Below are 14,956 nucleotides of genomic sequence, written 5' to 3' on the forward strand. Positions count from 1 at the left end.
AGGTTCCGTTTTTTATTTTGTGTATTTTTAAAACATAGTGATTTAAAAGTAGTCAGTCAGATAATTTTTTTATTTTCTTGCTTGACGGGATGGGGGAAAAAACGTATTATTCACCTCGCTTAAATCACGGAGGAATGGTCGAGTGGTTGAAGGCACCGGTCTTGAAAACCGGCGAGGGTTTACGCCCTCCGTGAGTTCGAATCTCACTTCCTCCGCCATCAAATTCAAAAAATCCCTAAGTCGAAAGATTTAGGGATTTTTGCTTTTCAGTCTATTAAAAAATATCTTATTTTTTGACCGCACTTTCTTGGGCTTCTTTAAAGGCAAGGTATTCTTCTAAGGTCTCAATCGCCTCTAAACATTTTTGACGGCGCGTTAAATAAATTGCCGCAGTTTGCTTATGCATATCTCGTTGAATATCTGTTTGTGCCGTATCCGCTTGTGCTTTAGCTTCTTCGTATTTTTCCGTGAGTTGCTGCAAGGCTTCATAATACTTTTCTAGACGCTCTCTAGGAGGGAGACGATGAATGCTATGTTGTGATTTACTACTTGCAACTTGTGGCTCTGCTATTTTCGGCTGAATGGGCTTTTTATGCTTGCGATTCATGGCTTCGGTCAAGGCGGTACATTGCCCTAAAAGATGTTCTGCCATAAATACAATTTGTTCTTCATTTTGATGAGTAATTTTACATAGCTTAGTTAAGCTTTGTTGGATTTCTTTGAGATAAAAACCGACGGTTTCAAAATCTTCGGTAAATAAAGTGCGGTTAAATTTCGCGTTGATTTTTTTATCAGAGTCAGTTTGATAGGCTTGAGTCAGTTGCTGTACTTTTTGCTCGAGCGCATTGAGTAATGATTGAATAGACATAAAAAAATCCCCGCATAATGTATGCAGGGATTATAACGATTAAAGGGTCATGGCTGCAATCCAACCGAACGCTAATAGTGGGATATTGTAGTGAATAAAGGTTGGCACAACAGAATCCCAAATGTGGTCGTGTTTACCATCTATATTTAAACCGGATGTCGGCCCAAGTGTTGAGTCAGAAGCCGGTGAACCCGCATCCCCTAATGCTGCTGCTACACCTACGATAGCTACTGTCGCAAGTGGTGAGAAACCAAAAGAGAGACAGAGTGGTACATAAATTGAGGTAATAATTGGTACAGTTGAGAAAGAAGAACCAATACCCATGGTAATCAATAACCCAACGAGTAACATTAAGAATGCGGCAACGCCTTTACTTTGAATCGCACCGGTTGAAAGTGCATCAACTAATTCTTTCACGCCACTTGTGGTATTAATCACATTCGCGAAACCAGAGGCAGCAATCATAACGAAGCCAATCATTGCCATTAAGCGTAAACCTTGTTGGAAAATGTCGTTACTTTCTTTGAGTTTGAAGATACCGAATGCCCCGAAAATGATTAAACCGACTAAACCACCAATAATTGTAGAGCTTGTGAAAAGCTGGGTGGCAAAAGTGGCGACAATGGCGACCGCACTTGCGGTAATTTGAATAGGTTTAATATTCGCAATGTGTTGTTCAATTTCAGCTGTAGTGGGTTCTGCCGTTGTCACAACATACTCGCGCGGTTTGCGATAGGTAACAAATACGGCGGTGAGTAAACCAAGAATCATACCAATAACAGGGATAAGCATAGCAAAAGAAACTTCACCAACACTAGTTTGTAAACCGAGTGATGCACCAGCAAGATTGATATTTTTAACTAAAACGCTTTCAATAAAGATTTTACCGAAACCGACAGGTAAGATCATATAAGTTGCTGTTAAACCGAAGGTAATAATACAAGCGACTGCACGACGGTCGATTTTTAAACGGTTAAAAATAGAAAGTAACGGTGGCACAACAATCGGGATAAACGCAATGTGCACTGGGAGTAAGTTTTGGGATGAAATAGCGAATAAAAGTAAAATACTCAGTAGCGTATATTTAAACCAAGCTAAATTTTTGCCGGTTGGTGTTTTATTCATTCGGGTAATGATTTTGTAGGCAAGCAAATCAGTGATGCCAGATTTTGAAATTGCAATGGCAAATGCGCCTAACATGGCGTAGTTCATCGCTACTTCAGCTCCACCACCTAAACCACCTGTAAAGGCTTCAATGGTTTTTCCTAAACCTAAGTCACCACATAAGCCTGCAGTCAGAGCGGAAATCACCAGTGCGATAACTACGTTTACGCGCAGCAAGCTTAACGCCAGTAGCACGACAATTGAAATAACAACGGGATTCGATAACATATTGTTGTTCCTTATTGATTAATTAAAAGAAAAAGGTCGCATAAAAGAAAATTGATTTAAGGTTAAATGTCGCATAGTAATAAACTCCTGTAAATTAATAATAAAACAAAAAACCCTCGAAAGTTGCCTTCCGAGGGGTAAGATTTTTTTGAACTTTATCTTGTCAGCTCGGAAGAAATCTTCCAAGCACGCCAACAGCCTGAAAGATTATTCAGTTGAATGGCGATGATGGTGACGAAGGATAAAGTTCATTTGAAACTCTCTTATTTAGATAACTAAATTGAATTACTTTTTAAAATACGGTAAACCAGAAATGATTGCAAGTTTTTTTCTAAAAAATTTTAAAAATTAAAGTGCGGTCTGATTTTCATCTGTTTTTTCCGTTTCATCTGTTTGAGCAATATGCGGGAATCCCCCGAGATCTTTTAAGTGATTCACCATATAGCAAAATAATTCTGCGGTACGTTCAGTATCATATAGCGCAGAGTGTGCTTGTTTGCCATCAAAAGGAATTTTTGCCGCTTGGCATGCTTTGACGAGTACCGTTTGCCCAAACATAAAACCGGCAAGCGTTGCGGTATCAAACATCCCAAAAGGGTGGAATGGATTGCGTTTTACGCCCGTACGTTCAGCCGCAGCCATGACAAAACTTTGGTCAAAAGCCGCGTTGTGTGCCACGATAATAGAACGCTGACATTCAGCATCTTTTTGTCCACGACGCACCATTTGGAACAATCCCGTGATCGCATCTAATTCAGATACCGCACCACGCAATGGATTGTGAATATCAATCCCATTGAATTTGAGAGATTCGGGATTAATATTTGCCCCCTCAAATGGTTCAATATGAAAATGGCATTTTTGGTCAGGTTGTAAATTGCCATTTTCATCCATTTTTAAGGTAATAGCGGCAAGCTCTAAAAGTGCATCTTTTTTTGCATCAAACCCAGCTGTTTCCACATCAATAATGACAGGGAAATAGCCACGGAAGCGATTTTTTAATTGGTGATGATAAGGAATTTCAGGTGTATTTGACACAATATATTCCTTAATTCCCTAAAGCTGATTTTGCACTTTTGTTTTCGATAAATTCGATCTTATAACCATCCGGATCTTCAACGAATGCAATCACAGTTGTGCCGCCTTTAACCGGGCCGGCTTCGCGAGTCACTTTACCGCCATGAGCACGTACCGCTTCACAAGTTGCGTAAATATCATCTACACCAATAGCAATATGCCCGTAAGCATTACCAAGATCATATTCAGTTACGCCCCAGTTGTATGTTAACTCAATTTCAGTTGCGCTTTCGCCATCTTCATAACCTAAAAAGGCCAGTGAATATTTATACTCAGGATTTTCACTTGTACGTAATAAACGCATACCTAAAACATCTTGATAAAATTTAATAGAGCGGTCTAAATCACCTACTCGAAGCATCGTGTGTAAAATTCTCATGTCGTTTTCCTTCTTTAATTGTGTTCGCTAAATTATGCCATAGAATGCGATTTGGCGCGAATTAATCTTCAACATAGGATAAATTGCATCATATTTTTTAATTGATTTATTTACCTTACTATTATGCTAAGATAATACTAATCTTTTTATAAAAAGGAAAAAATGAATGAATACAACAGGCCTTTTTAATCTTTCTTGGCAACGTTATTTAAATTTACTGTTTTTATTATTAACTGTGGGATTTTTAACGAGTGGAGTAGTCACGTTAATTGCAGCTAATTTAGATTATTTTTCTGATTTAGCCAAAATTTATGGCTTACAAACATTGCTTGTGGTGACAGTAGTATTAGGTATTTATTGCTTTATTCGAGAGAGTCGTCGACAAGCCAAAGAAAAACTAAAGTGGAAGACATATAGTATCTTTTTTGTTGTTTCAGTCTTGATTGGCGGTTTATTTGCCTTAGTCGGCCAAACCTATCAAACAGGGGCCGATGTATGGCAGTTATTTGCTGTTTGGACACTTTGCCAACTTCCATTTTTATTATTATTTCCGAATGTGGCCTCTGCATTATTATTTGCCGCCACCGCCAATGTTGCGTTTTATTTATTTAATGAACAAAACTCGTATAACTCAATGTGTTATGCCGTGTTGATTAATGCTGGATTACTTGTGATATCGGAATTATTCAGTAAAACTTTTCATGATCAACATTGGCGCATTTTACCCAAAGTATTTCTAGTACTGACTTTTGCCAGTTTATTCGGTTTAATAGTAATTTATGATGTGTACTTTTATGCTTATGCTTGGGGTGAGCTTGGTCGTTCACCTCTCAGTTCTTTGCTAATTGCTATTCCTGCCTTAATCGCACTTTATGTATATCACAAATATCGCTTTGATTTTATTAATTTAATTATTTCAGTCCTAGCCTTACTTGGCGCTTATTGCTTTTTGGCATCTCTTTTGATTCGTGGTGTAGAAGAGGGGGTGGTTTTAGGATTGATTGGCTTTATTTTCACAGTCATGGCAATCAAGTGGTTAGTGAAATGCTATAAACAAGAATATCCAAATAATAAGAAATCCCATTGGGCGATTTCAATACTATGGATGATAGCTTTATTGATAGCTTTCGTGACTATAGGTGTTTGGTTATTTTTATTTTTAGGTTTAGATGCGTCTAGTGCATTCATCGTTGGTATTCTTTTATTTGGTATAGCTTGGTTGATTACTTTAAATAAAAATGAATACACTACAATTTTAGCAGGTTTATTTTTTCTAATCGCAAACAGTTTTTTAGGATTCTATTTGCTTGTTAAATTTGATGATTTTTTTCTTTTATTAGGAAATGAATTTAGCAAAGATTCAAATCTCGGTATCTTTATTTCCACACTGATTTTTTCAGTCATTATTATTGTTAGCTACAAATTGATGCCGAATTCTTTAGTGAGGATTCTACTGGTTACCCAGCTTCTCGTTTTTTGGCAAATTTCCTATAATCTATATTTCCATAATTACAGCTTGAATAACGCATGGTTTAACACATGGTTTAATAACAGATGGTTTAATAAAATCCAGCTCTTGAGTTCGATTGTACTCTTTTATTGGGTCATGCGACCTCATCAATCAGCGCGAATTCATTTAAAGCCTATTGCCTGGGGAACAGTATTATTCTCTCTATGGATCTCTGTGCCGTCGTATATGACGATTCCTTGGGTAGATTATGGCCTTATTGATACAGATGTTTCAAGTGATGTCATGCCAGCAGACGCGATGAGTCTTGATAATGTGTTGCAAGTTTTAAGTGGACAATTTTGGTCACACTTCCAGTTTGATGTTAGCCATATCTTATATCTGCTTATCTGTGCATTACCATTAATTGTCTATGTACTAATGAATAAGCATAGTGAATCCAAACACACAGAAGCAGTGTTAATTTTATTAGTATTAACCTTGTTTGCATTAGGCTTTGTTGGGATACCCGTCATTTTATATTTAACAGCGTTATTATTGCTTGTTTATTGGACGGACAGCCGTGCGTTCTTCGGTCTTTTGGTATTTGCCTTTGTTGTTTATTTAGGTGGGTTCTATTACCAATTGAGCATCCCATTACTCTATAAAGGGGTATTGCTAGTAAGCTTTGCCGTTATTTTTGCGATTGTTACTTTATTCTTGCATGCACGTTATAAAGCGCCTTCACAAAGTGCGGTCGAAAACCATTCTGTTTTTAAAGCACCGATTTGGCTTGTTGGCGTCTTTGTGATTGCATTATTGGGGGCGGTGAACTATAAAGTGCAGCAATTTGAAGATGTGCTGGCTACCGGTAAGCCTATTGTTTTAAAAATCGCCCCTGTGGATCCTCGTTCATTGATGCAAGGCGATTATATGATATTGAATTACGCTATTTTATCTGAGTTTCAGCAAAGTCAGGTTTTACCTGAATCGAATGAATCCCTTGAAAGCAATGAATCTATTGATACTCTTGAATCTAATGAAACCACTGAAACCACAGGTATAGATGAATCAAGTCCTTCGGGAAATAAAGCTTATATCCTTGTTCATCTTGATAAAAATCATGTTGCGACATTTTGTGAGGCGCAATCAGAAATACCAACAGATTTTAAACATTGCACACCAAATGTTTATTTGCCAATTCGTTATAATGGTAGTTGGCTTCCTAAATTACCAAGCCAAGATTATTTCTTTGCAGAAGGAAAAGGTGAATATTATGCACAAGCAGAATATGCAGAATATCGCTTTAAAGACGGTATTTTGTTGCTAGCTCGTTTATTAGATAAGGATTTAAAAGGGCTATAAAGCATTGGTGACAAATAAGGGCGTATTTGATACGCCCTTATTTTTTAGATGATTGATTAGGTTATGATTATTTCACTGCAATCATTGAGCCAAAATTAAAACATTGAAACCATAATTCGACGTGTGAAAATCCGATGTTTTTTAACCGCTCTTTGTGGATGTTAATCGAGTCAGTACGCATTACATTTTCAAGTGCGGTGCGTTTTTGGCTCACTTCAAGCTCACTGTAACCGTTAGCACGTTTGAATTGGTGGTGGAGGTCAATAAGCAACTCATTCACTTTTCCATCTTCAAAACGGAATTTTTCAGAGAGCACCAATACACCATTTGGGTTTAAACCTTGGTAGATTTTTGTGAGCAAGGCTACGCGATCTTCTGGTGGTAAAAATTGCAACGTGAAGTTGAGTACAACCATTGAGGCGTTCTTAATTTCAATTTGACGAATATCATTGCAAAGAATTTCTACGGGTACATCACTATGATAAGCCGCAACGTGCTGACGGCAGCGTTCCACCATCGGCAAAGAATTATCGACACCGATAATTTTCACATTCGGTTGTTTAATATTACGTCGCATAGAAAGGGCTGCTGCACCGCGTGAACAGCCTAAATCATAGACTTGGCTGTCAGCAGTCACAAAACGTTCTGCCAACATACCAATCGCCGTGATAATGTTGGAGTAGCCAGGAATTGAGCGTTGAATCATATCGGGGAAAACTTCCGCCACGCTTTCATCAAAAGTAAAATCGCCCAGTTTTTCGATCGGGGCGGCAAAAATTGTATCTTTCATCATGATTGAATTCTGTTGTTGTATTGAGAGGGCATTTATTTAGATAAAATGCAAAAAACTGCGGTCATTTTAGTGAAAGTTTTTAAAGGATCAAATAAATTTCGCTTTTCAATTTAAAAGGCATGTCTTTTTCCGTATAATCAACGCGTTAATTATCCATTTTTAGAAAAATGAAAGGAATATAGAAATGATGCGTACACATTATTGCGGTGCATTAAACCGCAACCATATTGGACAAGAAGTAACATTAAGCGGTTGGGTTCATCGTCGTCGCGATTTAGGCGGTTTAATTTTTATTGATATGCGTGATCGCGATGGTGTTGTACAAGTTTGTTTTGACCCGAAATATCAAGAAGCATTAACTGCAGCTTCAGGCTTACGTAATGAATTTTGTATTCAAATTAAAGGTGAAGTGATCGCGCGTCCTGATAATCAAGTTAATAAAAATATGGCGACAGGCGAAGTGGAAGTGTTAGCGAAAGAATTACGCATCTACAATGCTTCTGACGTTTTACCATTAGACTTCAACCAAAATAACACCGAAGAACAACGTTTAAAATATCGCTATTTAGATTTACGTCGTCCAGAAATGGCACAACGTTTGAAAACCCGTGCAAAAATCACCAGTTTTGTGCGTCGTTTTATGGATGACAATGGTTTCCTTGATATTGAAACCCCAATGCTTACCAAAGCAACGCCAGAAGGTGCGCGTGACTATTTAGTGCCAAGCCGTGTGCATAAAGGCAAATTCTATGCGTTGCCGCAATCACCACAGCTTTTCAAACAGCTTTTAATGATGTCTGGTTTTGATCGTTATTATCAAATCGTGAAATGTTTCCGTGATGAAGACTTACGTGCAGATCGTCAGCCTGAATTTACTCAAATCGATGTGGAAACCTCTTTCTTAACTGCACCAGAAGTACGTGAGATCATGGAACGCATGGTGCACGGCTTATGGCAAAACATTATTGGTGTGGATTTAGGCAAATTCCCACAAATGACCTGGCAAGAAGCGATGACTCGTTTTGGTTCAGATAAACCAGATTTGCGTAACCCGCTTGAATTAGTTGATGTGGCTGATATCGTTAAAGATGTTGAATTTAAAGTATTTAATGAGCCTGCAAACAATCCAAACGGTCGTGTGACAGTCATTCGTGTACCAAATGGTACAGAAATTACCCGTAAACAAATTGACGAATATACACAATTTGTTGGTATTTACGGTGCAAAAGGTTTGGCTTGGGCGAAAGTAAATGATATTAATGCTGGCCTTGAAGGCGTACAAAGCCCGATTGCGAAATTCTTAAATGAAGAGGTATGGAAAGCCTTAGCTGAACGTGTGAAAGCTCAAACTGGCGATATCTTATTCTTCGGTGCAGATAAATGGCAAACCACCACTGATGCAATGGGGGCGTTACGTTTGAAATTAGGTCGTGATCTTGGCTTAACTCGTTTAGATGAATGGCAACCGCTTTGGGTGATTGATTTCCCAATGTTTGAACGTGATGAAGAGGGTAATCTTGCCGCAATGCACCACCCATTCACTTCACCAAAAGATTTTACGCCGGAGCAATTAGAAGCGAATCCAACCGATGCGGTAGCAAATGCTTACGATATGGTTATTAATGGCTATGAAGTAGGTGGTGGTTCAGTTCGTATTTTCGATCCGAAAATGCAACAAACCGTATTCCGCATTCTTGGTATCAATGAACAAGAACAACGCGAAAAATTTGGTTTCTTATTAGATGCATTAAAATTCGGTACGCCGCCACATGCTGGTTTAGCATTTGGGTTAGACCGTTTAACCATGCTTTTAACAGGCACTGAAAATATTCGTGATGTGATTGCATTCCCGAAAACAACGGCGGCAGCTTGTTTAATGACAGAGGCACCAAGTTTTGCGAATCCGCAAGCGTTAGGTGAGTTGAGTATTCAGGTTGTGAAAGCTGAATAAGTTTAAAATTTATAATATAGGGTGCGGTCAATTTTGACCGCACTTTCTTTTTTTCAAAAAAATTTTATTCACTTAAAGACATCAGTTTTTTGGTATGAATACTGGCGAAACTTATTTGTTTTGAAGTTATATTCTAAAAAATTAAAATAATTAGATTTTTATTTTTCATTGGTGCTTTTAAGTGGATTTTGTTTACTTTACTCAAGGATAAAATTCTATTATAAATAAGGCCTTTTCGGTTTATGGTCAATTTATAAGAGAAAATTTTATGAGTGAAGTTTCAACTCCAGTAGAAAAATCAACATGGGCGAGTAAATTCTCTGCCTTAGGTCCTGGCATCGTGATGGCATCAGCGGCTGTCGGTGGTTCGCATATTATTGCATCCACCCAAGCGGGTGCGATCTATGGTTGGGAATTAGTGAGCATTGTTATTCTTGCTAATTTATTCAAATATCCTTTCTTCCGTTTCGGTGTTCAATATACTCTAGATACGGGTAATACTTTATTAGAAGGTTACCGTCAAAAAGGGAAATTCTATCTTTGGTTATTCTTAGCTTTAAACATTTTTGCGACAGTGATTAATACTGCTGCAGTAGGGTTATTAACAGCAGCAATTTTAACCTTCATTACACCAATTCCACTCCCAATGCCAGTATTAAGCTCATTAGTGATTCTTGTGACAACCGGTATTTTATTGTTAGGGAAATACCGTCTATTAGATAGCTTATCTAAAATCATCATGATTGCTTTAACGGTAACAACCGTGAGCGCCGTCGTGATTGCCTTTATGCGTAATGGTATCCATGGCGTAGCTGCACCTGATTTTGTGCCACCTTCTCCATGGGAATTAAGCAAATTAGCATTCTTAGTTGCTTTGATGGGCTGGATGCCGGCGCCAATTGAAATTTCTGCAATTAATTCTATGTGGGTGGTGGCAAAACGCCGTTTAACCAAAGTGTCTTATCAAGATGGTTTGTTTGACTTCAACGTAGGGTACATCGGTACAGCCATTTTAGCTGTTGTCTTCTTAGCTCTTGGCGCATTGGTACAATATGGTTCGCCTGAAACCGTAGAGATGGTGGGCGGAAAATATATCGCACAACTTATCAATATGTATGCAAGTACTATCGGTGAATGGTCTCGCTTATTAATTGCAGTAATTGCGTTCATGTGTATGTTTGGTACAACAATTACAGTAATTGATGGTTACTCTCGTACCAATGTTGAATCTTTGCGTATCTTATTCGGTAAACAAGAAAGCTCTGTGAGAATTCTTAATATCGGTATGATTTTTGCGGCGTTATCTGGTTTAGCGATTATTTTCTACTTTAATAATGCAGTAGGCCCAATGCTGAAATTCGCGATGATTGCTTCATTTGTTTCTGCACCAATCTTTGCTTGGTTGAATTTATCTTTGACTAAGCACGCGAAACACAGTGTAAAAGGCGGATTATTGTGGTTATCCCTTATTGGTTTATTTTACTTAACCGCCTTTGCAGGCTTGTTTATCGCCCAACAAGCTGGCTGGTTAAACTAAAATAATTGAGATAATTACCGCACTTTAGTTTTAAAGTGCGGTAATTTTTTTGAAAGTTTTTAGTAGAAAAGGTATGATGCTGCCCATTCTCAATTATGTAGATGACGAGCTTGAAATATAAAAATAATCAATCAGTTCTCGTGGTAATTTATGCGGAAAGCACGCATCGTGTTCTTATGCTTCTGCGCCAAGATGATCCCACTTTTTGGCAATCCGTTACGGGGACATTGGAAACCAACGAAACACCAAGAGAAACAGCAATTCGAGAAGTTTGGGAAGAAGTTGGATTAAAAATAGAAGAAAATTCGACCGCACTTTTTGATTGTAAAGAGAGTATAGAATTTGAAATTTTCCCGCATTTCCGCTATAAATACGCACCGAATGTGACTCACTGTCATGAACATTGGTTTTTATTGGCAGTTGAGCAGGAATTTGAGCCGATATTAAGTGAGCATTTGGCGTATCAATGGGTTTCACCTGAACAAGCGATCCAAATGACAAAATCGCCGAATAATGCCGAGGCCATCAAAAAATATTTGATGAACGGCTTTCCTCTATTGAAGAGGATATAATTTACAAACATTTTTAAGATAAGAAGGAAAACAACATGGCAGGCCATAGTAAGTGGGCAAATATTAAACACCGTAAAGCCGCACAAGATGCGCAACGCGGTAAAATTTTTACAAAATTAATTCGTGAATTAGTGACTGCTGCAAAAATTGGTGGCGGTGATGTCAGTGCAAACCCGCGTTTACGTGCAGCAGTAGATAAAGCCTTATCGAGCAACATGACTCGCGACACCATTAACCGTGCGATTGAACGTGGTGTAGGCGGTGGTGATGACACCAATATGGAAACAAGAATTTACGAAGGTTATGGTCCAGGTGGAACTGCTGTGATGGTTGAGTGTCTAAGTGACAACGCAAATCGAACCATCTCACAGGTTCGCCCAAGTTTCACTAAATGTGGTGGTAACTTAGGGACTGAAGGTTCTGTGGGCTACTTATTCAGCAAAAAAGGCTTGATTTTAATTAGCCAAGGTGAAGAAGATGCGTTAATGGAGGCGGCAATTGAAGCCGGTGCAGATGATGTTCAACCACAAGATGATGGTTCATTCGAAATCTATACTGCGTGGGAAGATTTAGGTTCTGTGCGCGATGCAATCGAAGCAGCAGGGTTTAAAATTGATAACGCAGAAGTGACAATGATTCCATCAACAACAGTTGATCTTGATCTTGAAACTGCGCCTAAATTGTTGCGTTTAATTGACATGTTAGAAGACTGTGACGATGTACAAAACGTATATCATAACGGTGAAATTAGTGATGAAGTTGCAGCTCAGCTGTAATTTTAAGGAGATTTATAATGAAATTTGCTAAAGTATTACCAGCAATGGCCGCTCTTGTTGTTTTATCAGCATGTGCAAGCGATGCACCAAAAATGGAAAACAAAGCGGAACAAATGGCAACCCCTACTGTAACTGATAAAACAGTAGTTTATACCTGTAACAAGAAAACTGTAACTGCAGTTTATCAATTCGAAAACCAAGAGCCAACAGCAGCAATGGTGATGGTGGGTAACAAAGTTATCGCGAAAGATTTTGCTCGTGATGCAGCTCAAAAAGACTTCACTTCATTTACTTCTGGCAAATATGTTTGGAATGTAGATAGTGGTTTAACTTTAGATAAATTTGATTCTGTTGTGCCAGTAAATCTTTTAATCAAAGGTAAAAAAGCAGATAAAATTGTTGTGAAAAACTGTGATGTAGATGCAAAAGCAACTGCAAAAGCAAACCAATAATTAACGCTAAAAACGGCCGGCATTGACCGGCCGTTTATTTTTGAGAGTTTATGAGTATTATTTTAGGCATTGACCCAGGTTCTCGTGTAACGGGTTATGGTGTGATTAGACAAAATGGTCGACATTTAGAATATCTCGGCAGTGGAGCAATCCGCACGCAGGTAGAGGATTTACCTACACGCTTAAAACGAATTTATGCTGGCGTGACAGAAATCATCACACAATTTCAGCCCGATATGTTTGCCATTGAACAAGTGTTTATGGCTAAAAATGCGGATTCAGCTTTAAAACTCGGGCAAGCACGTGGTACGGCGATTGTGGCAGCCGTGAACCATGATTTACCGGTATTTGAATATGCCGCTCGTTTGGTGAAACAGACTGTCGTTGGGATTGGTTCTGCAGATAAAGCTCAAGTTCAAGACATGGTGACACGAATTTTGAAGCTCTCAGATAAACCACAAGCTGATGCGGCAGATGCTTTAGCCATTGCTATCACTCATGCTCATACCATTCAACATTCCTTGCATATTGCAGGCTCGGTCAAAACCACAGAAACACACGAAAAAATGACCGCACTTTTAAAAACAAGATACAGCCGAGGTCGATTTAGATTAAAAATTTAACTGGATTAATATCCAGTTTTATTTTATTCTATGCAAAATTTTTTTACATGGAAATCTTATGATCGGTCGTTTAAAAGGCATCTTATTAGAAAAACAACCTCCTGAAATTTTGCTTGATGTACAAGGAGTCGGTTACGAATTATTGTTACCAATGACCAGTTTTTATGACTTACCTGAAATCGGGCAAGAAACCACATTATTTACTCATCTTGTTGTGCGTGAAGATGCTCATCTTCTTTTTGGATTTGCCCAAAAAACTGACCGCACTTTATTCCGTGAATTAATTAAAACCAATGGTGTTGGTCCTAAATTGGCACTCGCGATTTTATCTGCAATGTCAGTAGATCAGTTTGCTTATGCTATTGAACGAGAAGAACTGTCAAAATTAGTTAAAATTCCTGGTGTGGGCAAGAAAACGGCTGAACGCTTATTGGTGGAGTTAAAAGGGAAGTTTAAAGATGTTCGCCAAAGTGATTTCTTTGTGGAGAGCAAACACATTCCTTCAACTTCAGAATTACGTCAAGCGGAGAGCTCAGCTGATGAAGCGATTGCTGCATTGATTGCGTTAGGTTATAAACTAACCGACGCTGAAAAAATGGTGAAAAAAGTGGCTAAAGCGGATTTAAGCAGTGAGCAATTAATTCGCGAAGCCTTAAAAGCCGCATTATAAAGATTAAACAGATATGATCGAAGCAGATAGAATTATTAGCAGTCAGGCAAAGATGGATGAAGATGTCATCGATCGTGCGATTCGTCCAAAGCTTTTAGCGGACTATGTGGGACAGCCACAAGTACGAGAGCAGATGGATATTTTCATTAAGGCGGCAAAATTGCGGCAAGATGCCTTAGATCATCTTTTGATCTTCGGCCCTCCAGGTTTAGGAAAAACGACGCTAGCTAATATTGTCGCGAATGAAATGGGTGTAAATATTCGCACAACATCGGGTCCTGTTCTTGAAAAAGCGGGAGATTTAGCGGCAATGCTGACAAATCTTGAACCGCATGATGTGTTGTTTATTGATGAAATTCACCGTCTTTCCCCTGCGATTGAAGAAGTGCTTTATCCAGCAATGGAAGATTATCAGTTGGATATTATGATCGGTGAAGGCCCTGCTGCACGCTCAATTAAATTGGATTTGCCCCCTTTCACATTAATTGGTGCGACAACCAGAGCGGGTTCGTTAACTTCACCATTGCGTGATCGTTTTGGTATTGTTCAGCGTTTAGAATTTTATTCCGTTGAAGATTTAACTTCTATTGTGACAAGAAGTGCCTCTTGCTTAAATCTAGAATTAGAAGATAAAGCGGCTTTTGAAGTGGCGCGTCGTTCACGTGGCACGCCTCGCATTGCAAACCGTTTATTGCGTCGCGTTCGAGATTTTGCTGATGTGCGTAATGATGGCATTATTTCGGCAGACATTGCGAAACAAGCGCTTTCAATGTTAGATGTAGATGATGCAGGCTTTGATTACTTAGATAGAAAATTGCTTACCGCTGTGATTGAACGTTTTGATGGTGGACCAGTTGGGTTAGATAACTTGGCTGCAGCAATAGGTGAAGAACGAGACACTATCGAGGATGTTTTAGAACCTTACTTGATTCAACAAGGATTTTTACAGCGAACCCCTCGAGGTCGAATTGCGACTTCATTAACTTATCGACACTTCGGGCTTCAGAAGCCGTTAGAATAAGAGATAGAAAAAAGGACATATTGATATCAATAT

At 38.6% G+C, this 14,956-nt stretch carries 14 protein-coding genes, 1 tRNA gene and 1 other annotated feature; of the genes, 10 read left to right on the forward strand and 5 right to left on the reverse strand.

The annotated features are described in order from the left end of the window. Positions 1 to 128 precede the first annotated feature (128 nt). Positions 129 to 218 (forward strand) — tRNA-Ser (locus tag ADA56_RS03100). A 68-nt stretch (positions 219 to 286) separates the two neighbouring features. Here the strand turns inward: ADA56_RS03100 and priC are convergent. The 4 genes from priC to gloA form a co-directional block, all read right to left on the reverse strand. After that, the gene (gene priC, locus ADA56_RS03105; protein ID WP_049369170.1) at positions 287 to 868 is read right to left on the reverse strand and encodes a primosomal replication protein PriC; all 582 of its coding nucleotides are present in this window, start codon (positions 866 to 868) and stop codon (positions 287 to 289) included. A gap of 39 nt (positions 869 to 907) precedes the next feature. Beyond that, positions 908 to 2,260 carry a Na+/H+ antiporter family protein gene (locus ADA56_RS03110; RefSeq protein WP_049369173.1) on the reverse strand — a complete coding sequence of 451 codons (1,353 nt, stop codon included), beginning with the start codon at positions 2,258 to 2,260 and terminating at the stop codon, positions 908 to 910. A 104-nt stretch (positions 2,261 to 2,364) separates the two neighbouring features. Then, positions 2,365 to 2,492 (reverse strand) — a sequence feature (His leader region). A gap of 116 nt (positions 2,493 to 2,608) precedes the next feature. Next, positions 2,609 to 3,298 carry a ribonuclease T gene (rnt, locus tag ADA56_RS03115; RefSeq protein ID WP_080972330.1) on the reverse strand — a complete coding sequence of 230 codons (690 nt, stop codon included), beginning with the start codon at positions 3,296 to 3,298 and terminating at the stop codon, positions 2,609 to 2,611. Between the two features lie 10 nt (positions 3,299 to 3,308). Next, on the reverse strand, positions 3,309 to 3,716 hold the full coding sequence (gene gloA, locus ADA56_RS03120; RefSeq protein WP_049369177.1) for a lactoylglutathione lyase: 408 nt from the start codon (positions 3,714 to 3,716) through the stop codon (positions 3,309 to 3,311). Between the two features lie 166 nt (positions 3,717 to 3,882). Here gloA and ADA56_RS03125 point away from each other — a divergent pair, with 166 nt between their 5' ends. Beyond that, positions 3,883 to 6,528: a GDYXXLXY domain-containing protein gene (locus tag ADA56_RS03125; protein ID WP_049369179.1), complete on the forward strand. Its 2,646-nt coding sequence runs from the start codon at positions 3,883 to 3,885 to the stop codon at positions 6,526 to 6,528. A gap of 67 nt (positions 6,529 to 6,595) precedes the next feature. On the opposite strand, the gene cmoA is transcribed toward ADA56_RS03125, so the two are convergent. Further along, the gene (cmoA, locus tag ADA56_RS03130; RefSeq protein ID WP_049369181.1) at positions 6,596 to 7,321 is read right to left on the reverse strand and encodes a carboxy-S-adenosyl-L-methionine synthase CmoA; all 726 of its coding nucleotides are present in this window, start codon (positions 7,319 to 7,321) and stop codon (positions 6,596 to 6,598) included. A 184-nt stretch (positions 7,322 to 7,505) separates the two neighbouring features. On the opposite strand from cmoA, the gene aspS reads away from it, so the two are divergent. The 8 genes from aspS to ruvB all read left to right on the forward strand — a co-directional run bounded on the left by aspS (position 7,506) and on the right by ruvB (position 14,923). After that, positions 7,506 to 9,272, forward strand: coding sequence for an aspartate--tRNA ligase (gene aspS / locus ADA56_RS03135; RefSeq protein WP_049369183.1), 1,767 nt, complete (start codon positions 7,506 to 7,508; stop codon positions 9,270 to 9,272). Between the two features lie 268 nt (positions 9,273 to 9,540). Further along, the gene (locus ADA56_RS03140) at positions 9,541 to 10,809 is read left to right on the forward strand and encodes an NRAMP family divalent metal transporter (protein ID WP_049369185.1); all 1,269 of its coding nucleotides are present in this window, start codon (positions 9,541 to 9,543) and stop codon (positions 10,807 to 10,809) included. Between the two features lie 101 nt (positions 10,810 to 10,910). Continuing rightward, on the forward strand, positions 10,911 to 11,381 hold the full coding sequence (gene nudB / locus ADA56_RS03145) for a dihydroneopterin triphosphate diphosphatase (RefSeq protein ID WP_049369187.1): 471 nt from the start codon (positions 10,911 to 10,913) through the stop codon (positions 11,379 to 11,381). Positions 11,382 to 11,416: 35 nt separating this feature from the next. Continuing rightward, positions 11,417 to 12,157, forward strand: a complete 741-nt coding sequence (locus ADA56_RS03150) for a YebC/PmpR family DNA-binding transcriptional regulator (RefSeq protein ID WP_005697071.1) — start codon at positions 11,417 to 11,419, stop codon at positions 12,155 to 12,157. Between the two features lie 17 nt (positions 12,158 to 12,174). After that, a complete protein-coding gene (locus tag ADA56_RS03155) occupies positions 12,175 to 12,609 on the forward strand; it encodes a hypothetical protein (RefSeq protein WP_049369189.1) in 435 nt (144 codons plus the stop codon). Between the two features lie 50 nt (positions 12,610 to 12,659). After that, positions 12,660 to 13,232, forward strand: coding sequence for a crossover junction endodeoxyribonuclease RuvC (gene ruvC / locus ADA56_RS03160; RefSeq protein WP_049369191.1), 573 nt, complete (start codon positions 12,660 to 12,662; stop codon positions 13,230 to 13,232). 58 nt (positions 13,233 to 13,290) lie between these two features. Further along, entirely contained in the window at positions 13,291 to 13,902 is a 612-nt protein-coding gene (gene ruvA / locus ADA56_RS03165; RefSeq protein WP_049369192.1) for a Holliday junction branch migration protein RuvA, read from the forward strand. A gap of 13 nt (positions 13,903 to 13,915) precedes the next feature. Next, on the forward strand, positions 13,916 to 14,923 hold the full coding sequence (gene ruvB, locus ADA56_RS03170; RefSeq protein ID WP_049369193.1) for a Holliday junction branch migration DNA helicase RuvB: 1,008 nt from the start codon (positions 13,916 to 13,918) through the stop codon (positions 14,921 to 14,923). The last annotated feature ends 33 nt before the right edge of the window (positions 14,924 to 14,956 follow it).

The organism is Parahaemophilus parainfluenzae (assembly GCF_001055095.1).
Lineage (GTDB): Bacteria > Pseudomonadota > Gammaproteobacteria > Enterobacterales > Pasteurellaceae > Haemophilus_D > Haemophilus_D parainfluenzae_Z.